Raw genomic sequence first — 20,224 nt, 5'->3', positions numbered from 1 at the left:
GTATTTAAACATGATACGCCCCGTTAGTGTGGGAAATCAGGGGTGTGAATAAAGCGCTTTATCGGGTGTTTGTGATAGAGGATGAGGAACACCCCATTGATCGATGGAACAATTGCTTGGGGCCCAGCCTTTTTCTACAAGCGTTTTAGGGTTGCCTGTACTTTCATCGAGACCTGTTAGTGCAATTTCATTGGCAACAGTGTTTTGGCGGCCAAGCCAGTTGCTTGCAGGGTCAAACCAATAATAATTAATCTGTTTGTTCATCGGATTGGATCCATAATTAGGTGTTACGGCTGATAGGGATGTCAGCATTATCACAAACGCCAACACGAACAAGGTTAGTTTTGTTTGTTTCATAATGTTGCTGCTTTTATTCTTCAAAAAGCAGGAAAAACATTGAGTGTATGTAATGATTATTGTACCCGAATAGTGCTGGGCATAGGTTTCCCGCTCCGCTGTTTAGCAGCAGAAAAAAATGTGATGGCAGTAACGCAATTGGAGACGTTTGTAAGGGTTCGGAACGAGAGAAAAAGGTTATGAAAGAATATGGCTTGCTTGAAGTGGTATAATGGGTACGTAGAGGTAAGTAAGGAAGGTTATTGAAGTGAATTCAGAGCATCAAATTCACTTTCGTTTCTTAAAGTTAACAGAAAGAGAATAGAAACTATAATAATATTTAATTATTGATTACTTGTTGATAAAAGACAAAATATGACTAAGGAAAATATTTAATGTCTACCTCCAAAACCTTCATTTCCCGCTTTTTTCTGTTTTGGATTTCTGGAAAGTATTACGCACAACCCGAAATTTAAATTGTAAACAGTCCTAATTAATTCAAAATCAACTAATATATAATTAGTTATCGTTGCAACTATTATAGATAAAATTTTTCTGTCTCTCCTTTAGTAAAAACGGGCATTATTGGTGTTTTATATAATAATGGAAAGTATTAGAAACTTTCCATCGCTTTTAGAAAGATCGCAGTTACAAAAATGGAATTTGTTTCACAACGGGAATGTAAAGCAAATTGATGCAGCATAATAGTTAACAGCTTACTCGATACCACATAAGCAACCGTATTATCACATGGAAGAACGCACCGGTTGTTTGGCCATAGGGCCTGCAGCCGGTCTTTTAAGGGAAACCTGTATCAACCTCCATATATCCGCTTAATGAAGCCATGATTAAGAACTTATAGCGACACTTCAAAAACTACATGATCATGAGGAATGCAGACACTCTTGCGAATGAGAAAAGCAAACGCCTTAAACAACAAAGATTACCAGAGTTCGAAAAAGTATTTCATTTATTCAATCCCGCTCTTTGTTTTTTTGCCCGCCGCCTGGTCAATGATTCCGCTATAGCCCAGGATATTGTTACCGATGTATTTGTAAAGCTCTGGCAAAAGCAATCTGATTTTAATACGGTATACGCGGTAAAAGCATTTCTGTACATCAGCACCCGCAATGCCTGTCTCAATCATAATCAACAGTCTTCATACCAGGCACGTGTTAGAGAAAACATTCGCCTGCAATCGAACGATATTGAAGCCGAGGTTATGAATGAAGCTATTCATGCCGAAGTATTACAACAGGTATATAAAATTGTAAATGAACTTCCCGAAAAATGTAAGGAAGTAATGTTACTCAGCTATACCAAAGGCCTCGATTGTCATGAAATAGCCCGCCAAATGCGACTTTCTGTTCATACCGTTCGCAATCAAAAAAGCAGAGGCGTTCATTTAATAAAAAACCGCTTCCGGTTTACCGAAGAGTTTGTTCCAATATTATAATTTTCAGCTTATCATTTATACATAAAAAATACCCATCATAATCTGAAAAGTTATGATGGGTAGTACTAATTATAATTGTTCCTTATTTTCTTCTTCTTCCTTCCAGTATTCGATAAAATGAGCGGCTTCGTATTTCATCGATGGTTAACCCCGTAGCGGTTGCTTCTTCTTCTGTAATAGCTCCACAGTTCATGGCTTTTAAAAAGAAATTAAGCAAGCCCTGTCCGGTTGCTGCATCATCGAAAATATCTTTGGTGAGCGTAGAAATGGCGGCACGTTCAACAAATGTCTTTAACCGAAACACGGCGTCGTCATAACTGTTTAAAAAGAAATTATACGTAGCTGCATATCGCATCGGCAATTGGGCGGGGTTCAAATCCCAGCCCTGGTAAAAACCATTGATGAGTGAATGCATTGTATGATGAAAACCGGTGCGCCAGGCCTGATGCACCGATTCGCGGTTCTCGGTCATTTGTTCATAACTTAGTTCATCGCCCCGGTGTGGGCCAATGGGCATTACATTGGTGGCACCGTCTGATAAAAAAATACCCGTACCGGCCAATGCCACCTTGGTCATGTGGTGGGCAAAATCACATACAGGATGCGCCATGGTTTGATATTTGGCCGTAATGCCGCATGATGCTGTATAATCATATGTTCCAAAATGCGCTGCTATACATCGTCCTTCGCTGGCTTTAATAATTCGTAACAATGGATTTCGGCCTTCATCATCCATAATGATCTGCGTAGCTTCTACCATGGTTTCCATTTTCAGAGAACCCGGCGTTAATTGATGCGCTTTTTCCAGTATTTCAAATAAACGCACAAGGGTCACTACTTGTTCCGGAATGGTAACCTTGGGCAACATAACGACAAAGTTGTTAGGCAAAATGCCGTTGGTTTGCCCAAGCAAGGTTGTAAGAAATATATCAAGTGTTCGTACGCCACGTAATTTAAGATCTTCTGTAAACGGCTTTATGCGAATACCAATAAATGGAGAAATAGTTTTATTCTTCATACCTGTTGCCAGTTCCTGCGCCGCCTGAACCGCAGTAGCGTCTTCCTCATCATCGGGCCTATTGCCAAACCCATCTTCAAAATCTATTCTAAAGTCTTCTACCGCTTCTTTTTGCAGTTTAGCAATGATCTTATTGTACACTGTATAGGCAAGCCAGGCAGGTTCCTGTTTGCGTAAGGCTTCGGGCATTAATGCCAGCTTACTTGTTAGCGCATCAATTTCGCTTTGATGTTTTGGTAAATATTCATGACCAGCCAGCTGAAGCACATTTGCCAGCACTACAAAATTGGGCGCGTAGGTTTGCAGGTTCTTCAATGCAATTTCACCCATCTTTACACAGGTATCTGCCTTAAAAAGGTTGGCGCCGCCATATACAGTATGTACGGGCTGCCGGTCGGGTTTATCGCCCGGATATGTTTGCTGAAATGTAAGATTAGCTGTTTGCAATTGGTAGAGCAGGGCCGACCTGTCTTTTTCCGGAATGGAAAATTTCATATAGTGTCTTTATTATAAAATGTCTTATGGTATATCATGAGCCTCTATAAGTGCTATACCCAAACGGATTTAATAACAGGGGTACATGGTAATGCGAAGTGTCAGTTATTGTAAATACCACTTCTACGAACGGATAGAATGAAGAGATCATTAATTGCTTATAATAATTGCCGGTTTCAAATTTCAGTTTATATAATCCGTGCGCCAGTAATTCATCTTTAGGTAGCCAGTCGGTAATACGGCCATCGTTATTGGTGAAGCCCCGAACGATCTCTTTCCAGTCGGTTTGGTGCTGTTGGTAAAGCGCAATTTCAACACCGGCGGCTGGTTTGCCCTGGGTAGTATCGAGTATATGGGTGGTTAGCTGGCTCATGTGTTGTATTGATTAAGTTGTAATGCCGAATAATTTTTCAAGCCTCAGTTTGGTGATCTTTAATTGTTCTTCCATTGCTACCTGTATTTCAACATCCGGATTGTTATACAATCGCTGGTTCAATAACATCAACATTTCATCGGCCGATTTGCCGGTGGCGCATACGATGAATATATAACCAAACCGTTCTTTGTATACCTGGTTGCCTTCTGCCAGTTGCTCCAACGTTTTCTCCGAGGCTTGCTGTACTGACGCCTGTTCTCCTGCTGCCCATTGGTCCGTGGCACCAAACTTTTCTTTTAATGAATCGATATCGCCAATTTGTGGGTGATGTGAAAATGCTTCCCGCCAGTCGGCTTCATGGCAGGCATACCATTGTTCCTCGGCTATTTCCAACAGATCGACCAGGTCTTCGGCTGGTAAGGCCGCTATCACATTATTTACCCAGGCGGTGCTGCCGCAACAGGTGTGCAGCAACTTCTTTTTCTCTTCTACATCAAGATGATCGAATTCGGCGATGGTCATAGTTATTGATTTTTGATGGTTGAGGAATGGTTACACCAGTGTTGGGAACCGGTTCACGTTTTTGTAGTAAATATAAACAGCCGGTTCTTTTCCCATAGCTGTGAACCATTGTTGACAATAGGGCGCCATCCAAATGGAATCGCCCTTTTTTATTGGGTACCACTGATGGTCGAGCATATACACGCCCTGCCCCTGCAAATACAGCAAACCATGTTCCATGATGTGCGTTTCTACAAACGGCAAATGCCCGCCGGAGTCATAAGTAAAAATATTCACCGCCATGTCGAACGATAAGTTGTCGGGCAACAATACCTGTAACCGCAATGCAGGATCATTTAAATAACTTGGGCCAGGCACTTTGGCTGCATCGCCAAACAGGGTCAAAGGCACCGGGGCTTCCTGTAGCGGCTCATATACTTTGTGAAAAGTAAGTATTTGGGTGCCGGGTGTTACTTCGTCGAATACATAATCTTTTTGAATGGGCACATATACAAACTGCCCGTTGGTCAATACCTGTGTTTCTCCACTAACAGTAGCCTTGCACTTTCCCGATATTACGTAAAAGAATATTTGTGATTGTTGGGTGCTGCCTGTAAGACTTCCTTCTTTTTGCAATGTGATCAACGTTTGACAAAGCCGGGCGCCCATTTGCTCGTTAATGATCACATTTACGGTGCAATTCGCCCAGCCCGGAACGTTGCTGTTAACATATCCATCGGGACAAATAACCGCATGATTGCTTTTTACTACCGATCTTGTTAGCGCTGAAATTTCCATGTTAACCCTTGTTATATTTTTGAATAAGCGAATTTATGAATGCGGCCGATACATCAACAGCTGCCGCCAGATCTTTTAGTTCTACATTTTCCAACGGGTTATGACTTATACCCTTATAGCAACGAACAAACAACATGGTAACGGGTGATATTGCTGAAACCGCTACTGCATCATGGCCCGCTCCGCTTACCAGGTTGATGACATCATAGCCCGTTTGGCGAATAGCATTGGCAAGCAGCCTGTTCATATTGGCATCGCAGTTTACCGGTTTTGATTCCTGTACCAGTTGCCAGTCGAAGGTGATCTTTCGCCGTTGGCAAATAGCTGAACCCAATTGCTCAAGATACGTGTAACACGAGTTTAACACCTGCTGACTGGGACTGCGGAGATCGAGGGTACAGCTTACTTCGCCGGGAATTACATTGCTGGCTGCATTAGGAATATTTAATGTGCCCACGGTTGCTACTACCTGTTGCATATGGCTGGCAGCAAACCTTTCTGCTTCCAGTATAAATTCCGAAGCGGCACAAAGGGCATCGTTTCGCATATGCATAGGCACAGTTCCCGCATGCCCTGCTTCGCCTTTAAATGTAAGGGCAATTCTTTTTTGTCCGGCAATGGCGGTTACAATACCAACGGGAATATGTTTTTCATATAACACGGGTCCCTGTTCAATATGGATCTCAAAATAGCCCAACCAATTAGCGGCTGTAATGGCATCATTGGACAACAGGTCGGTATTACCACCCATTGCTTTTATTACATCGCCGAGCGTATTGCCGGCAGCATCCTGTTTGCCAAGCAGGTTGTTGTCGAATTGGCCGGCCACTACTTTACTTCCTAAATAAGTAGTATGAAAACGGCAGCCTTCTTCGTCGCTAAAGCCAATAAGCTCAATATGAAATGGCAGTGTTTTCTTTTGTTCTATCAGTTGTTCAATAAGGACGAGGCCTGTGAGCACGCCCAGTGGCCCATCGAACTTACCGGCATTAAAAACAGTATCAATATGCGAAGCAATAACCAGTGTTTTGGCGCCGGGGGTAGGGCATGGCAGCCTGCCTCTTACATTGCCAATGTTATCAATGTGGGTTTGCAAACCCGCCTGTTGCATCCATTGAGCAACAAGTGAGCGGCCTTTTATAAATGCTTCTGTGCCAAATGTGCGCGTAATGGCGCCGGTGACTTCGCTTATGGAAGCCAGTTCATCAATCCGTTGCAGGATAACGGTTGCCAGTTGTTGGTTATGGGGTATCAAGTGTAACTATTTTTCCTTTGTTCAATAAAGGGAAGTTCCCGTGATCAAAAACCAGTTTTCCTTGCAACCAGGTTTGTTCTACCACACCATACAGTTGCTGGTTGAGGTACGGAGTTGTTTTATGTTTGTGATGCAATTGTTCTGCAGTAACGGTGAATTTCTTATTGGGATCCCATACAACGAGGTCTGCATCATATCCCCGCGCTATCTTACCTTTTGACCTGTTCAAACCTGGCAGCAGTGCCGGGTTGGCGCTAAGCCATTTGGCCATATTCATAACCGGTATATCCCGTTTACGTGCGGCCGTCCAGAGTATTGGTAATGCCAGCTGCAAAGATGCAATGCCGCCCCAGGCCTTTATTAGATTTCCCGATGATGATTCTTTCATCTCGGGCGGGGCCGGCGAGTGATCGGTTGCAACAAAATCAATAATACCTTCCTGCAAAGCCTGCCATAGTTGTTCGTTATTTGCTTTTTCACGAATAGGGGGTGCACATTTATAAGCGGTTTGCGCATTGGGTATCTCTTCCGCATTAAAATACAAATAATGCTGCGCTGTTTCAACAGTAATGGGTAAGCCTTTTTCTTTGGCCTGCTTTATTGGTGCAATTGAGTTGGCCGATGACAGGTGCACAATATGTACACGACAATTGTATAGCTCACACAATCGTATCATTAGGGCAATGGCTTTATCTTCCCAGTCTTTGGGCCGGGAAGAAAGGTAATGCAGGTAAGAACGTTCATCGCCACCTGGTACCAGGTTGGTGCTAATTTCACAATGTACCAGCAACGGCAGGTTATGCCTGGCAATAATGGGCATGGCTTTTTGCAGATCATCCCCGGTAATATTAGGAAATTCATCTATGCCGCTATGTGTAAGAAATGCTTTAAATCCCAACACACCTTTATCTATCAATGGCTCAATCTGTGTATGATTGCCGGGGACTACGCCACCCCAGAAACCACAGTTTACCTGCAGCTGTCCTTCGGCTGCTTTGGCTTTTTGGTCAAAGGCGGCGGCTGTAGTGGTAACGGGTGAACAGTTCAGCGGCATATCAACCAGCGTGGTAATGCCGCCGGCTGCAGCAGCGCGGGTGCCTGTTGCAAACCCTTCCCAATTGGTACGCCCCGGTTCGTTGAGATGCACATGCGGGTCAACCAGCCCTGGCATTAGGAAGGAATCGCCAATATCTATGACCTCGCGACTGAGGCTTGGGGATAGATTTTCGGCTACATCAGAAATAAGGCCATTCTGTATCATTACATAGCCTGCCCTGATCCCTTCAGGGGTGCATATGTTTTTACCTCTGATACACAGAATGTCCATAGGTTAATAATTGAAGTCTCTACTAAAATAGACAATTAATTCTTTAAATTGAGTATACATTAACCAAAATACGCTGCTATGTCTATTAAACTGGGAAAGAATACGTATGGTAAAAATGCTGTAAACCTTTCAAAGATCATCCGGCACCCCGAATACCACGAGTTCAGGCAGATCTCTGTAAATGTAGTGCTGGAGGGCGATTTTGAAACAGCGCATACTAGGGGTGATAACACTAAAATTCTTCCTACCGATACGCAAAAGAATACGGTGTATGCCCTGGCAAAGGAACATTTTGTTTCGTCTATTGAATCGTTTGGATTGTACCTGGCCAATTACTTTGTTAGCAATAACCGGCCGGTTTCCCAGGCCCGTATAGAATTAACCGAACACAGTTGGAAACGGATGCACTTTGAAGGCAAATATCATCCGCATGCTTATTGCAGCGGCGGCACTGAAAAGCATACTGCCGTTATTGTTCAGAATGAAAATGGTATCGAAGTCACTTCTGGTATTGCCGATCTGCTGATCCTTAAAACTACTGACTCGGCTTTTGAGAATTATATCAAAGACCAGTATACCACATTAAAGGAAACCAACGATCGTATTCTTTCCACCCAATGCGAAGTAAGCTGGACCTATAATTCATCTAAAGTTCTTTTTGTTGAATTGTTTAATGGCATACGAACTACATTACTGCAAACATTTGCCAATCATCAAAGCCTTTCTGTGCAGCATACTTTGTTTGCCATGGGCGAAGCCGTGTTGGAGAAATACGGAGCAGTGAACGACATCACTTTAAAAATGCCTAATAAACATCATATTCTTTTTAATCTTGAGCAGTTTGGAGTTGATAATAAGAATGAGGTCTTTATTGCTACCGATGAACCATATGGCTATATTACGGGTACAGTAGTTCGTGAGTAATATTTACCAGTCTAAGAACACCATTCCGGCGCCACAGATAAAAATGCTTAACCCTCCCAGTACGTGAACATATTTCTCCAGTTTTTCTGTTTTCAGGAAGGAGATGCCGTAATATCCCAGTATAACCATTATCAGCATGGTGATTAGCGTGCAGCAGGTATACACGGTGATCAGCAGGATCATACTCCACCAGTTATTTTTAGCAGCAGGAAAATACAGTAATGGTATCATTGGTTCGCAGGGACCTAATAAGAAGATGATAAACATAACCCAGGGAGTTACTTTATATCTTTCTTTGGGTAGAACCGCCACGCTATGTTTATGTTCACATACATAAATGGAACCATCTTCAACAGTATCAAAATGTTTATGCTTTTTATTTTGAAAAACCCTTACCCAGCCCCAAATGCCATATATCAGTCCAAAGAGTAATAACACCCAGCCCGCCATACCACCGCGAATATTTTCCAGCCAACTGATCTTTGCAATTGACCAGCCAAGAGCGGCGCCACCCAATCCTAAAAGCACGGAACTCCATACATGACCACAGCCACAGATGACTGTCCACATAAGTGTTTTGCCAAATCGCCAGCCCCTGGCTTTGGAAAGCGCAATGAATGGTAAATAGTGGTCGGGACCGGTAAGCGTATGTAAACAGGCGATGCCTATAGCCGTTATTAGTAATATTTGTAATTCTGTTATCATGTATGCACCTGGTTTGAAGGTATCATTGCTGCAATCCGGTTCAAACATGTGAATAGTTGTTCAGCCTTGTAGCCTAATATTCGTACAATTAAACCTTTATACGGCAAAGTACTGATGCCAAAGGTTATTTGTGGTTGCTGCAATAAGAATTGGTTAAGGGCATCATAAAACTGCAATGCATCTTCTTTTATAATTATAAGGCTGGCCTGGTGTGTATAGCCTTCCCATTGCCCAATAACCTGCATATTGGTGATACCAGGTTGTACAAGCCAGTTTTCTTTAATAGCCAGTCGGCTATTTATGTATACATCTGTTATGCTATGATATTTGATAAAGTCAAAATGTTCTCCGTTTAATTTACGGCCGCAGGTTAACAGTTCGCCCCACATTAGTAGATTATTCTCTTGCAAATAGATCTCATTATGAGAAGAAAAAATCGATTGCCGGTGCGGCACGGCGGGATGGGGAATGTATATAAGCGATGCATTTTTTTGAAGATACACTTCCTGCTTTTGCCGCGCGCCCTGTTTCATATTGAACAGGCGCTGGTATGATTGCGTGTGAAGATGGAGGTGGGCATTTTCTTCAATGTTGATCTTTAACTGATAGTCGTCGCCGTCTAAAATGCCCGGGGAGGAACACATCAGCATCAGGTGTAACGGCCCTGCCTTTTTATCTTCAGTAATATTGGCCACTTTAAAAGGCGGCGTATAATAGCTTTGTTTAAGGTAGCTTATACCATGGCGTTCGGCTGTTTGTATGTGTAAATGTGATATCAACGGTAAAGGGTTGGTTCTTCTGTTTCTTCCAATAGGGCGTATTTCTTTATCCAATTGATCACATGGGGTAAGCCTTCATCACTCATTAGGTTGGTAAATACAAAGGGCTGGCCATTGCGCATTTTGCGGGCATCACGTTCCATTACCTCAAGGCTGGCATTTACATATGGGGCAAGATCAATTTTATTGATCACCAGCAGATCGCTGCGGGTAATGCCGGGACCGCCTTTGCGGGGAATTTTATCGCCTTCTGCCACGTCTATTACGAATATGGTTAGGTCGGCCAGGTCGGGACTGAAAGTAGCTGATAAATTGTCGCCACCGCTTTCAATAAAAATTATTTGCACGTCACTAAAACGCGCAGCCATTTCCTCTACAGCCTCCAGATTCATACTGGCATCTTCGCGAATGGCTGTGTGGGGGCAGCCACCGGTTTCTACACCAATAATTCTATCAGCCGGCAGCGTACTGTTTTTGGTAAGAAATTCTGCATCTTCTTTTGTATAAATATCATTCGTAATAACGCCAATGCTGTAAGCGGGAAATAACCTTCGCGTCAAACGCTCTATCAATGCCGTTTTACCTGAACCAACAGGACCGGCGATGCCTATCTTTATATACTTTCTTTCCATATCAGTATTTTTTGCTGCCGCGCGGGCTTACAGCTAACAGCTTGTAGCTTGCGGCTGTTTTACGATATATACAATCTGGAATACAATTGCTCATGTTGCATGCTGCGAATATCAAAACCCGGGCAACATACACCGAGCAGGTCTTTATTGGCCCGTACATTTTTTTGAACAAGCCCGGTTATCAGGGGCTGTAATGCAAACAATAGCTCCTGTCCGGTTTGCTGGCTTAACGGAACCAGCTTTACACTGTTGGTGACAAACCCTGCTGCTGCATTGTAATAAAAGCCTGTAAGCGCATCTGTTTTTAATATTTGCAAAGCATGCGCAATTATTCCAAACGCAATACAGTAATTGCCCTGCAATTCTTTTGCATTAACAGCGGCTGCATAGCAACTTAGCCAGATGTTATTACACAGTGGTTGAAAGATCTTAATAAGCCGCGCGCCTAATTTTTGACTGGCCATTCGCATTTCTTTAGGCAGTTTAACTGCCGTGCACAGGTCATCGAGTTGTTTTAATTCATTGATGTCATTGGCTATTATTGCATCATATACAAGGGAAACAATGGCCGCATCTGTATAATGAATATTCTGCGATAACATACCGGTAACAAAAGCTTTTGCGGTAGCAGCGTCTTTTACAATTCCAAGTTGCACATACGTTTCCAAACCGGCAGAATGCGAGAACCCGCCAACAGGTAATGCAGGGTCGCAAAGTTGAAGCAGACGTAGCAAGGCTGAATTCATTCGGTAGCGTTTGTTAATTGCATGATCTTTGAAAACAAGCTGCCGTTATTGTGCGCATGAGGTGCAACCGTTGATCTCAATGGGTGAAGTAATTTTCTTTTATCCTGTTTTATGGCATATCCCTGAGCTGATAACTGCCTGAATAATGGCATTTCAAAAGGAACAAGCAGCTCGTTATTATCGAGGAATAGCGGCAGATGTTTATTGCCGATCTCGTAACAAACGGAAGCCATTTCGAACGGGTTAGCAGGTTGAATAACCAATACATCGCAGGGTAGGATCTCAACAGCAATGATGAGCGAATCGCTTACATACAATACATCTCCCTGGGTGAGTGCCGGGTTCTTATCGGGGAACTTTAAGGAAATGTCATTGCCCGCCAGGGTTTGCCTGCGTAATATCCGTTTGCCGGCTTCGTACCATTGCAGCTGCAACCAGTCGATATTACGGTTGTTGATATCGATAGCGTTTATGTTATCTAATTTTTGTTGAATTAACATCGTGGTTGGTTTAGAACAAAAAATATCGTTGGGCCAGCGGCGCTACAGCAATTGGTTCACAGGTTACCGGTTTGCCATCTACTGTTACTTCATAGTTTTCGGGATTTACTTCTATCACTGGTGTAGCATTGTTATGCACCATATCTTTTTTTGAAATGGCGCGACAGTTCATTACAGGCAAGATCATTTTTTGCAGTGCGTATTGTTGAACAATATTTCTTTCAAGCGATAGTTTAGAAACAAACGTTGCGGACGTAGCATGTAATGCTTTTCCATAGGCTCCAAACATATGCCGGTATATGACAGGTTGTGGGGTAGGAATGGATGCATTGGGATCGCCCATTCTGCTGGCAATGATCATCCCGCCTTTGATGATCATTTCAGGTTTGGCGCCAAACAACGCTGGTTTCCATAAAACCAGATCGGCCAGTTTACCAGCTTCCAATGAACCTACATAAGATGAAATTCCATGAGTAATAGCCGGGTTAATGGTATACTTGCTTACATATCTTTTTATGCGATAATTATCGTTGCCTTTACCCTCATCTTCGGGTAAGGCGCCGCGCTGCACTTTCATTTTATGAGCGGTTTGCCAGGTGCGGATGATCACCTCACTCACGCGGCCCATGGCTTGTGAATCGGAACTCATCATACTAAATACACCAAGGTCGTGCAGAATATCTTCAGCTGCAATTGTTTCAGGGCGTATTCTTGAATCGGCAAAAGAAACATCTTCAGGCACTGATTTGTCGAGGTGGTGACAAACCATCAGCATATCGAGATGTTCATCGATCGTATTTACAGTGAACGGTCGGGTGGGGTTAGTTGAAGAAGGAAGAATATATTGATACATGGCCGCCTTGATAATATCGGGAGCATGTCCGCCCCCGGCGCCCTCGGTATGGTATGTATGTATCGTTCGTCCATTTATTGCATTGATCGTATCTTCCAGAAAGCCGGCTTCATTTAATGTATCTGTATGAATGGCAACCTGAACATCATACTGATCAGCTATGCGAAGCGAAGCATCGATGACGGCCGGCGTACTGCCCCAGTCTTCGTGGATCTTTAAACCTAAGGCGCCGGCTGCTATTTGTTCTTCTAACGGCGGTAATGCTGCGCAGTTACCCTTACCTGAAAAGCCCAGGTTCATGGGAAAGGCATCAGCCGCTTCCAGCATCTTTTGAATGTTCCAGGCCCCGGGTGTTACGGTGGTGGCGTTGGTGCCATCTGCCGGGCCCGTACCACCACCTATCATAGTCGTAATGCCGCTGAACAACGCATGATCTATTTGTTGCGGACAAATGAAATGAATATGCGTATCGATACCGCCGGCAGTTGCAATAAGACCGGCGCCACCATGTACTTCGGTTGATGCGCCAATGATCATATCGGCATCCACGCCATCCATAGTGTCGGCATTGCCCGCTTTACCAATACCTACTATCTTTCCATCTTTTATTCCAATGTCGGCTTTCACAATACCCCAGTGATCGATGATCATTACGCTGGTGATCACAAGGTCCAGTACACCCTCATTGCGCGTTGCGCGAGCCGATTGTGCCATGCCATCCCTGATGGTTTTACCGCCGCCAAATTTGGCTTCATCGCCATAAACGGTAAAGTCTTTTTCAATTTCAATAAACAATTCAGTATCTCCTAAGCGTACTTTATCGCCTGTTGTAGGGCCATACATATTGGCATATTTGATGCGATTGATGTGCAGGCTCATGAGATATTACCATTTACCAGTTTATTAAATCCGTATATTTTTTTATCGCCTCCATATGATACCAGGTGCACTTCTTTTTCTTCACCGGGTTCAAACCGTACGGCTGTGCCTGCCGGTATGTTTAGTCGCATGCCATAAGCTGCCTGCCGGTTAAATTGCAGCTGACGGTTTACTTCAAAGAAATGAAAGTGAGAACCTATTTGAACGGGACGGTCGCCGGTATTGACAACAACAACTGTAGCGGTTGTGCGGCCGGCATTGGCAATGATGTCATCTTGTTGTAAGATATATTCGCCTGGGATCATGCAATATAGTTTATTGTTATCTGATAGGATCGTGTACTGTGACCAGTTTGGTACCATCGGGGAATGTGGCCTCAATTTGAATTTCAGGGATCATTTCGGGTACACCTTCCATAACGTCATCGCGGGTTAAAATGGTGGCGCCATATTGCATAAGTTCGGCTACTGATCTGCCATCGCGGGCGGCTTCCTGCAGATGGCTGCTGATAAGGGCGATGGCTTCGGGGTAATTCAATTTCAATCCACGCGCTCTACGTTTTTCAGCCAGTTCACCGGCTAAAAACAATAATAGTTTTTCCGATTCTCTTGGTGTCAGATGCATAGATAAATATGAAAATTCAGTATGTAATAATGGAAATACTCAATGGCAGGCAATTATTTAAGTTAAGCAAAAAAACGATACAGATCAGTGGCACAGGTAAATAAATTTAGTCGTGTGGGTTTAAAAGTGCAGTGAATCTGTTGTAGTGTTGGTTGATGATTTGTTTGTGATCAAGAAGAAACGGGATAAGCGTTTGTTGTCGGATAGGAGAGGGGTGTATTGGATATATTTGGTGATGAAGAAGTATGAGATATACGAAGAAGTGGATATTGACGCAGAATTTAGCTCTTTCGAGTTTATAAGTGTTGGACAGAATGGTAGGATTCGAAAACGGGTGTTATTTACACCTACCTTCAAACCTGGTATATTTAATCTAGCTTTTGGAGACATTAATAACTATGGTGAGCTGGATGATTTAACTATTAGTAATAATGGCGATCGGAATAAGATATTAGCAACTATATTAAATGTTGTTGATAGGTATACAAATAGATTTCCTGATAGGTATGTTTTTTTCGCAGGTAGCACAGCGCATAGGACAAGGCTTTATAGAATTGCGATCAGTTTGCACTTAGAGGAATTGTCAGAGATGTTTGATATTTTAGCCGATGTTAATGGGGATTGGGAATTCGTCCGGTTTCGGAAGGGATTGAATGTCAAGGCCTTTTTAGTTAAGAGAAAAATTCATTATATTTGAAATATGAAAAAGAAAACAAAGTTTTACAGTAAGCTTTTTAAAAGAGAGTTTACATTTACAATTGATGACAACATGAAACCTGCAAAACCAACAGGCGCAGTTGCCCGTAAAATAGCCGAAGCAAACGAGCATTTGTCTAAGATTAAGAATTTGGACGAAATCCTCAAACGCTATTCTTCTCCCGAATAATTTCCGCCGCAATACTAATGGCAATTTCTTCCGGGGTTTGGCTGTGAATTGAAATACCCATTGGCGCATGAATTGGTTGTAATAAAGAATCAGCTATTCCTTCGGCACGATAATCAGTAAACATTTTCTCTATCTTACTCTTACTGCCCAACACGCCAAAATACCTAAACTGTTTATTCCAAAGCGCTCTAACTACAATATCATCGGTTCTATAGCCTGCTGTCATCACAACTATATATTGGTTATTTCCATCCGGGATCAATGCTGCTGTTTCTTCGTAACCATCTATCACTTTCTTCTCGTGTACATAATTGTTCTCATTGAATGTTTTCAAATCGCTTCGGTCATCGTACAAATGAATAAAGAACTCCATTTCCTGCATCAGCCGGCAAAGAGCCAATGCGCAATGACCCGCGCCAATAACGTGCAGGTGATTTTTATAGCCTGTCTTTTCCCTGTATACCCAATCTGTTTCTGATGTTATAGTGAAATAGAAATCATTGGCAGGTGCCTTATGATTGAATTGTAAACCGGCAGGTGATAATTGTAATGTACCATTGGAGTTTTGCTCAAGGCTTTTTATGATCTGTTCTATGGCCGGGCCATCCTGGTACATTATCCGGTACAGTAAAATCGTTTGCTCACCAGAACAGATCATGCCGCTTTGATTAGCCGTAGCCGATTTATTATGTATCTGTTTTTTGATGATGAATTGCGGTGTAACAGTATAAACATTGCGCAGGTCAGAGAATGTAAGATGTACCGCTTCTTTTAATTGGTCTTTTGCAGTTTCAATAAACTTATGTTCCATAATACCGCCACCAATGGAACCTTCAATTTCACCGGCTGTATTCACGGCCATAAAAAAGCCCTGGCGGCCCGGACTGCTTCCTTTACTTTCCAGCACATACAACAACATAACCGGCACCTCTTGCTGCAGACTTTTATTTATCAACTGCCAAATACTTAATTGTTTCTTCATGGGTTTGAACAGCTCCTTCCGTTGGTATTTGATATAATGCCATTAAAACTTTCTCGGGCGTCATAGGGGCGGAAAATGGAAATTGCCCGTTTTTATTAAAGGCACGTACTGCATTCCGCAATGCGAAATAAGCGCCAATACCGTACATCAGCGGCGGTTCGCCTACCGCTTTTGATTTAAATACGGCCAGGTTATCGTTGGGCGTTTGCAGAAAATCAACAGCTATTTCTTTCGGTACCGAATAAATATCGGGTACCTTATAAGTGGAGAGTGCATTGGAGCGCAGTTTACCTTTTTCATCATATACCACTTCCTCCATGGTCATCCAGCCAATGCCCTGTACAATACCGCCTTCTATCTGGCCCAGATCAACAGCTGTATTCATGCTGGTACCAAAATCATGTACCACTTTTACTGTGTCTATTGTATAGGTTCCGCGTATACAATCAACCGTTACTTCAACCAATGCAGTTCCGTAAACATGGTATGCAAACGGATGGCCCTTCTCTTTTGTGGCGTCGAAATGGATCTCGGGTGTGGCATAATGCGCATGCTCCGAAAGCCCAATACGTTTTATATGTCCGGCCATTACCAGCGATTGCCAGTCGCGATCGGTTCTTTCACCATTAACCCAAACATATTCATCTTTTAATGTAATGGTTTCTGCATTTATATTCAGTTCTTCTGCAACCATTTTCTTTAACCTGTTTGCTATGGCGGTGCAGGCAAGTAGGGTAGCTTTTCCGTTTAGGTCGGCAGTGGCGCTGGCTGCAGAGGGCGAAGTATTGGCGATCTTAAAAGTATTGGTAGTGTGTATTTTTATTTTGTCGGGTTGAATAGAGAATACCTGTGCTGCCACCTGTAATATTTTTGTATTCACGCCCTGACCCATTTCAACGGCGCCGGTAGTTATGCCAACGCTGCCATCGGTATACACGTGTACCAATGAACGGGCCTGGTTCATGAGGGTTTTGGTGAACGATATTCCAAAACAAACCGGCATACAGGCCAGTCCTTTCTTATGCCATTTGTTGGCAGCGTTAAAGCTTTCCACTTTGTTACGCATGGCGGTAAGATCATAGATAGCCCTGGCCTTATGCCAACACTCAGGCGCCTCACTTTGGGCTTTTTGTCCATAAGGAAATTCATCACCGGTTTGTAACAGGTTCTTCTCCTGGATGGTTGAAGCCTCCACGCCCAGTGTTTCCGCTGCTTTTGTAATAGCAGCTTCAATCATAAACATACCTTGCGGGCCGCCAAAACCGCGAAAAGCGGTATTAGGTGGTAAATGCGTACGGCAGCTATAAGCAGTTGCTTTTACATTAGGAATAAAATAGGAGTTGGTGCAATGGAACAAGGTACGTTCCAGCACAGCAGGTGATAAGTCGGCTGCAGCGCCGGCGTTTTGATAGAACGTTACTTCGTATGCAATGATCTTCAGTGCATCATTAAGGCCTATCTTAAAGTCGGCAGAATAGGGATGGCGTTTACCCGTCATAGCCATATCTTCCATGCGATGCAGGGAATATTTGACCGGACGTTTTAAATGATGTGCCGCCAGTGCACACAACGCAGCCCATGTATTTGCCTGATCTTCCTTGCCGCCAAAGCCGCCACCCAACCTGTTCACTTCTACTTCAACAAGGTGCATGGGCAAACCAAGTACACGGCATGCTGCCCGTTGCACAGCTGTAGGCCCTTGTGTTGATGAATATATTTTTATGGCGTTATGCTCCTGCGGAACGGCATATGCACCCTGGGTTTCAATATATAGGTGTTCCTGGCCGTTGGTATCGGCCCTGCCTTCGAAAATGTGGGTACATTGTTGCCAGCCTTCTGTGGTATTACCCAATTGAAATGTGCGGGCGGGAACAATCAATTCGCCTAATGCCTGAGCTTCGCGTGGATCTGTGATCACATGGAAAGGATCGATGGTAACTTTTATTTTCTTTACAGCAGTGCGGGCCGCCTCAACTGAGTCGGCAACAACAAATGCTACCGGCATGCCGCAGAAATGTACTTCATGATCGGCCAGCAGGGGCTCATCTGGAACAATACCACCGATCTGGTTCTCTCCTGGGATATCTTTATAAGTGAAGATACGCACCACACCCGGAAGGGCAGCCGCTTCGCTGGTATCCAGCTCGCTGATGGCGCCATGTGCTATGGGAGAACCAAATGCAGCGCCAAACAAAGTGCCTTGTATTAAAGGGATATCATCCAGGTAAATGGATTCGCCCCGCAGGTGTGTATATGCATCTATATTCTTCATAACAGGTAACGTATTGCATTTTCAGCTACTGTTATAAAATGGGCTTTTATCAATTGGCTTAAAAGCAATCGCTTGTATTCATCTGTGCCCCTTGCATCGCTGATGGGTGATATCTCTGTTTGTGCAATCGCAATTGCTTCAGCAATCGTTGGGTCGGTTACTAACTTACCTTTGAGAAATGCGTTTGTTTTATCAAGTAATTTAGGAACAGGTGCCACGCCACCGGCTGAAATACGAACGTGCTGAATGATGTCGCCTTGCATGGTTAAACAAATAGCGGTATTCACACTGGCAATATCGAGGTTGGTTCGTTTACTTACTTTTTCAAAATTGAAATAAGTGTTAACGCCTGGCAGTTCAAACGAAATTGATTCCAGGTGTTCCTCCGGTTGTTTATCGAGTGTTTTATAACCTTTGTATAATTGTCTTAATGGCAGCTCATGTGTTTGTTCACCATTGCTGAATACCAGTGTAGCATCCAGGGCCAATAAGAAAATGGTAAGGTCGCCAATGGGCGAGGCATTGATGAGGTTACCGCCTACAGTAGCAATATTACGGATTGGGGTAGATGATACCAGTTTTATATGCTCAGCCAGCCGGGGAAAATAATGTTGCAATACCGGCGACTCGCTTAATTCAGTTACAGTGGCGGATGCACCAATAATGCATCGGTTGTCTTTTTGCGTAATGCCTTTCAATCGTTCATCATGTAACAGGAACCTGATATCAGCGCTCTGCATAACGTCGTGCTTTTGCACGTACACATCGGTGCCGCCGCCCACCCATTCTGTGGCAGGCGTGGTATGAAGTTGTCCGTTCAATTCGGTTTGTAGCGCATATAACTTTTGTTTGATGGTTGCAAACCAGTGGGGCAATATCTTTTGTTCGGCAACAAAAGTTGCGGGTTCTTCCTGATGCCTTGTCTGCATTAATTGTGCTACTTTGCCCGCGGCCCTTTCAATAGATTTATAACCGGTACAGCGGCAGATATTTCCGTCAATGTGTGCAACGGCATTTTGTGCAGTGGCTGTTTTATTGCTTAAGCAAAAGCCGGCCAGGGACACTACAAAACCGGGTGTGCAAAATCCACACTGCGTTGCTGACTCATCATACATGGCCTGCTGTATTGGGTTCAGTCCCTCCATGTTCAACCCTTCAATAGTCACCACATGTTTGCCATGTACATTCCCTAATGGCGTAAGGCAGCTGGTAAGGGAGCTGTACTGTAATTCATTATTTTTCAATTCACCGATCAACATGGTGCAGGCGCCGCAATCGCCTTCATTACAACCTACTTTGGTGCCGGTTAAATGTTGGTGATAACGAACAAAATCCAGCAACGTCATCCCTGGGGGAGCACTGGTTTCAATGTTCTTATTATTGAGAATGAATTTGATCAATGGCTAACCGGTTTCTTTAAAGTTAACGAAAATAGGGCAAAATGTAAGGGGGCAAGACCGTTCCTGGTTCGTATTTCGTATACCTCTTAGCTACCTGAAAACTACTAAAACACTACCCCTGTGCTACCCCTTTCGCTATGACAGGGGGTAGTAAAAGGGTAGTAAAAAGGGTAGTGTTTCACTGGTAAAAAGGTAGTGCGGGGGTAGCAAATGGGTAGCCAAAAGGTATTCTTGGAACGAACCAGGTACGAAGATGAACCAGTGCTGAAGTAATTCAAAACAGGCTAAAATCGCGACAAAAGCGTCAGAAAGGGATAATTATTGGTAAAACAAGGTATAATAAGGTCAAAACAGGTTATTCAAGGTGATTGCAGGATAGGTCATTTTTAACCGTTGTATGTTTGCTGTAGATATCAAAAGCTCATTGACATAGTTGTTAGTTGACGGGGTGATACGTTGACGAGTTGACGAGGAATACAA

The 20,224-nt window shown here is 43.5% G+C and carries 22 protein-coding genes; 4 read left to right on the top strand and 18 right to left on the bottom strand.

Annotated elements, in window-relative coordinates; genetic code table 11:
- Window positions 1-36: 36 nt before the first annotated feature.
- Window positions 37-264, bottom strand: a complete 228-nt coding sequence (locus GGD38_RS05205) for a hypothetical protein (protein ID WP_375299078.1) — start codon at window positions 262-264, stop codon at window positions 37-39.
- A gap of 958 nt (window positions 265-1,222) precedes the next feature.
- Between GGD38_RS05205 and GGD38_RS05200 the strand changes: the two genes are divergently transcribed.
- Window positions 1,223-1,792 carry an RNA polymerase sigma-70 factor gene (locus GGD38_RS05200; protein ID WP_375299079.1) on the top strand — a complete coding sequence of 190 codons (570 nt, stop codon included), beginning with the start codon at window positions 1,223-1,225 and terminating at the stop codon, window positions 1,790-1,792.
- 82 nt (window positions 1,793-1,874) lie between these two features.
- Here GGD38_RS05200 and GGD38_RS05195 read toward each other — a convergent pair whose 3' ends face one another.
- Genes GGD38_RS05195 through allB form a run of 6 tightly spaced genes read right to left on the bottom strand, consistent with a single transcriptional unit; the run spans window position 1,875 to window position 7,562 of the window.
- On the bottom strand, window positions 1,875-3,305 hold the full coding sequence (locus GGD38_RS05195; RefSeq protein ID WP_375299080.1) for a phosphoenolpyruvate kinase: 1,431 nt from the start codon (window positions 3,303-3,305) through the stop codon (window positions 1,875-1,877).
- Between the two features lie 34 nt (window positions 3,306-3,339).
- The gene (gene uraH / locus GGD38_RS05190; RefSeq protein WP_375299081.1) at window positions 3,340-3,678 is read right to left on the bottom strand and encodes a hydroxyisourate hydrolase; all 339 of its coding nucleotides are present in this window, start codon (window positions 3,676-3,678) and stop codon (window positions 3,340-3,342) included.
- Window positions 3,679-3,690: 12 nt separating this feature from the next.
- The gene (uraD, locus tag GGD38_RS05185) at window positions 3,691-4,203 is read right to left on the bottom strand and encodes a 2-oxo-4-hydroxy-4-carboxy-5-ureidoimidazoline decarboxylase (RefSeq protein WP_375299082.1); all 513 of its coding nucleotides are present in this window, start codon (window positions 4,201-4,203) and stop codon (window positions 3,691-3,693) included.
- Window positions 4,204-4,233: 30 nt separating this feature from the next.
- The gene (allE, locus tag GGD38_RS05180; RefSeq protein ID WP_375299083.1) at window positions 4,234-4,980 is read right to left on the bottom strand and encodes a (S)-ureidoglycine aminohydrolase; all 747 of its coding nucleotides are present in this window, start codon (window positions 4,978-4,980) and stop codon (window positions 4,234-4,236) included.
- A 1-nt stretch (window position 4,981) separates the two neighbouring features.
- Window positions 4,982-6,235, bottom strand: a complete 1,254-nt coding sequence (locus GGD38_RS05175) for an allantoate amidohydrolase (protein WP_375299084.1) — start codon at window positions 6,233-6,235, stop codon at window positions 4,982-4,984.
- Complete coding sequence (allB, locus tag GGD38_RS05170) at window positions 6,222-7,562, bottom strand: allantoinase AllB (protein WP_375299085.1); 1,341 nt, start codon at window positions 7,560-7,562, stop codon at window positions 6,222-6,224. Before allB ends, GGD38_RS05175 begins: the two co-directional genes overlap by 14 nt.
- 78 nt (window positions 7,563-7,640) lie before the next feature.
- On the opposite strand from allB, the gene pucL reads away from it, so the two are divergent.
- The gene (gene pucL, locus GGD38_RS05165; protein ID WP_375299086.1) at window positions 7,641-8,486 is read left to right on the top strand and encodes a factor-independent urate hydroxylase; all 846 of its coding nucleotides are present in this window, start codon (window positions 7,641-7,643) and stop codon (window positions 8,484-8,486) included.
- 3 nt (window positions 8,487-8,489) lie between these two features.
- Here the strand turns inward: pucL and GGD38_RS05160 are convergent, their stop codons facing one another.
- From GGD38_RS05160 to ureA, 8 genes are read right to left on the bottom strand one after another with little or no spacing between them, the layout of a single operon-like run.
- Window positions 8,490-9,191 carry a hypothetical protein gene (locus GGD38_RS05160; RefSeq protein WP_375299087.1) on the bottom strand — a complete coding sequence of 234 codons (702 nt, stop codon included), beginning with the start codon at window positions 9,189-9,191 and terminating at the stop codon, window positions 8,490-8,492.
- Window positions 9,188-9,970, bottom strand: coding sequence for an urease accessory protein UreD (locus GGD38_RS05155; RefSeq protein WP_375299088.1), 783 nt, complete (start codon window positions 9,968-9,970; stop codon window positions 9,188-9,190). The genes GGD38_RS05160 and GGD38_RS05155 overlap by 4 nt, the downstream gene beginning before the upstream one ends.
- Window positions 9,967-10,602, bottom strand: a complete 636-nt coding sequence (gene ureG / locus GGD38_RS05150) for an urease accessory protein UreG (RefSeq protein WP_375299089.1) — start codon at window positions 10,600-10,602, stop codon at window positions 9,967-9,969. The genes GGD38_RS05155 and ureG overlap by 4 nt, the downstream gene beginning before the upstream one ends.
- 59 nt (window positions 10,603-10,661) lie before the next feature.
- A complete protein-coding gene (locus GGD38_RS05145) occupies window positions 10,662-11,348 on the bottom strand; it encodes an urease accessory protein UreF (protein WP_375299090.1) in 687 nt (228 codons plus the stop codon).
- The gene (ureE, locus tag GGD38_RS05140) at window positions 11,345-11,848 is read right to left on the bottom strand and encodes an urease accessory protein UreE (protein ID WP_375299091.1); all 504 of its coding nucleotides are present in this window, start codon (window positions 11,846-11,848) and stop codon (window positions 11,345-11,347) included. Before ureE ends, GGD38_RS05145 begins: the two co-directional genes overlap by 4 nt.
- A 10-nt stretch (window positions 11,849-11,858) precedes the next feature.
- Window positions 11,859-13,580 carry an urease subunit alpha gene (gene ureC, locus GGD38_RS05135; RefSeq protein ID WP_375299092.1) on the bottom strand — a complete coding sequence of 574 codons (1,722 nt, stop codon included), beginning with the start codon at window positions 13,578-13,580 and terminating at the stop codon, window positions 11,859-11,861.
- Window positions 13,577-13,885: an urease subunit beta gene (locus tag GGD38_RS05130; RefSeq protein ID WP_375299093.1), complete on the bottom strand. Its 309-nt coding sequence runs from the start codon at window positions 13,883-13,885 to the stop codon at window positions 13,577-13,579. The genes ureC and GGD38_RS05130 overlap by 4 nt, the downstream gene beginning before the upstream one ends.
- A gap of 16 nt (window positions 13,886-13,901) precedes the next feature.
- A complete protein-coding gene (ureA, locus tag GGD38_RS05125; RefSeq protein ID WP_375299094.1) occupies window positions 13,902-14,204 on the bottom strand; it encodes an urease subunit gamma in 303 nt (100 codons plus the stop codon).
- A 235-nt stretch (window positions 14,205-14,439) separates the two neighbouring features.
- On the opposite strand from ureA, the gene GGD38_RS05120 reads away from it, so the two are divergent.
- Both GGD38_RS05120 and GGD38_RS05115 read left to right on the top strand, forming a co-directional pair.
- Window positions 14,440-14,901 carry a hypothetical protein gene (locus GGD38_RS05120; RefSeq protein WP_375299095.1) on the top strand — a complete coding sequence of 154 codons (462 nt, stop codon included), beginning with the start codon at window positions 14,440-14,442 and terminating at the stop codon, window positions 14,899-14,901.
- Window positions 14,902-14,904: 3 nt separating this feature from the next.
- Window positions 14,905-15,090, top strand: a complete 186-nt coding sequence (locus GGD38_RS05115; protein ID WP_375299096.1) for a hypothetical protein — start codon at window positions 14,905-14,907, stop codon at window positions 15,088-15,090.
- Here GGD38_RS05115 and GGD38_RS05110 read toward each other — a convergent pair.
- Genes GGD38_RS05110 through GGD38_RS05100 form a run of 3 tightly spaced genes read right to left on the bottom strand, consistent with a single transcriptional unit; the run spans window position 15,065 to window position 19,744 of the window.
- On the bottom strand, window positions 15,065-16,072 hold the full coding sequence (locus GGD38_RS05110) for an XdhC family protein (protein WP_375299097.1): 1,008 nt from the start codon (window positions 16,070-16,072) through the stop codon (window positions 15,065-15,067). The two genes, GGD38_RS05115 and GGD38_RS05110, sit on opposite strands and share 26 nt — an antisense overlap.
- Window positions 16,035-18,344 (bottom strand): xanthine dehydrogenase molybdopterin binding subunit, encoded by a 2,310-nt coding sequence (locus tag GGD38_RS05105; protein ID WP_375299098.1) that lies wholly within the window; start codon window positions 18,342-18,344, stop codon window positions 16,035-16,037. Before GGD38_RS05105 ends, GGD38_RS05110 begins: the two co-directional genes overlap by 38 nt.
- Window positions 18,341-19,744 (bottom strand): FAD binding domain-containing protein, encoded by a 1,404-nt coding sequence (locus GGD38_RS05100; RefSeq protein ID WP_375299099.1) that lies wholly within the window; start codon window positions 19,742-19,744, stop codon window positions 18,341-18,343. Before GGD38_RS05100 ends, GGD38_RS05105 begins: the two co-directional genes overlap by 4 nt.
- Window positions 19,745-20,224: the final 480 nt, after the last annotated feature.

This window comes from Niastella sp. OAS944 (genome assembly GCA_024809215.1).
GTDB lineage: Bacteria > Bacteroidota > Bacteroidia > Chitinophagales > Chitinophagaceae > Niastella.
This window is presented reverse-complemented; position numbering and strand designations above follow the sequence as displayed.

What these genes read in the sequence shown, in the direction of transcription:
- GGD38_RS05205 (WP_375299078.1), bottom strand. Translation starts at nt 264, where the DNA reads ATGAACAAACAGATTAATTATTATTGGTTTGACCCTGCAAGCAACTGG.
- GGD38_RS05200 (WP_375299079.1), top strand. Translation starts at nt 1,223, where the DNA reads ATGAGGAATGCAGACACTCTTGCGAATGAGAAAAGCAAACGCCTTAAA.
- GGD38_RS05195 (WP_375299080.1), bottom strand. Translation starts at nt 3,305, where the DNA reads ATGAAATTTTCCATTCCGGAAAAAGACAGGTCGGCCCTGCTCTACCAA.
- uraH (WP_375299081.1), bottom strand. Translation starts at nt 3,678, where the DNA reads ATGAGCCAGCTAACCACCCATATACTCGATACTACCCAGGGCAAACCA.
- uraD (WP_375299082.1), bottom strand. Translation starts at nt 4,203, where the DNA reads ATGACCATCGCCGAATTCGATCATCTTGATGTAGAAGAGAAAAAGAAG.
- allE (WP_375299083.1), bottom strand. Translation starts at nt 4,980, where the DNA reads ATGGAAATTTCAGCGCTAACAAGATCGGTAGTAAAAAGCAATCATGCG.
- allB (WP_375299085.1), bottom strand. Translation starts at nt 7,562, where the DNA reads ATGGACATTCTGTGTATCAGAGGTAAAAACATATGCACCCCTGAAGGG.
- pucL (WP_375299086.1), top strand. Translation starts at nt 7,641, where the DNA reads ATGTCTATTAAACTGGGAAAGAATACGTATGGTAAAAATGCTGTAAAC.
- GGD38_RS05160 (WP_375299087.1), bottom strand. Translation starts at nt 9,191, where the DNA reads ATGATAACAGAATTACAAATATTACTAATAACGGCTATAGGCATCGCC.
- ureG (WP_375299089.1), bottom strand. Translation starts at nt 10,602, where the DNA reads ATGGAAAGAAAGTATATAAAGATAGGCATCGCCGGTCCTGTTGGTTCA.
- GGD38_RS05145 (WP_375299090.1), bottom strand. Translation starts at nt 11,348, where the DNA reads ATGAATTCAGCCTTGCTACGTCTGCTTCAACTTTGCGACCCTGCATTA.
- ureE (WP_375299091.1), bottom strand. Translation starts at nt 11,848, where the DNA reads ATGTTAATTCAACAAAAATTAGATAACATAAACGCTATCGATATCAAC.
- ureC (WP_375299092.1), bottom strand. Translation starts at nt 13,580, where the DNA reads ATGAGCCTGCACATCAATCGCATCAAATATGCCAATATGTATGGCCCT.
- GGD38_RS05130 (WP_375299093.1), bottom strand. Translation starts at nt 13,885, where the DNA reads ATGATCCCAGGCGAATATATCTTACAACAAGATGACATCATTGCCAAT.
- ureA (WP_375299094.1), bottom strand. Translation starts at nt 14,204, where the DNA reads ATGCATCTGACACCAAGAGAATCGGAAAAACTATTATTGTTTTTAGCC.
- GGD38_RS05120 (WP_375299095.1), top strand. Translation starts at nt 14,440, where the DNA reads ATGAAGAAGTATGAGATATACGAAGAAGTGGATATTGACGCAGAATTT.
- GGD38_RS05115 (WP_375299096.1), top strand. Translation starts at nt 14,905, where the DNA reads ATGAAAAAGAAAACAAAGTTTTACAGTAAGCTTTTTAAAAGAGAGTTT.
- GGD38_RS05110 (WP_375299097.1), bottom strand. Translation starts at nt 16,072, where the DNA reads ATGAAGAAACAATTAAGTATTTGGCAGTTGATAAATAAAAGTCTGCAG.
- GGD38_RS05105 (WP_375299098.1), bottom strand. Translation starts at nt 18,344, where the DNA reads ATGAAGAATATAGATGCATATACACACCTGCGGGGCGAATCCATTTAC.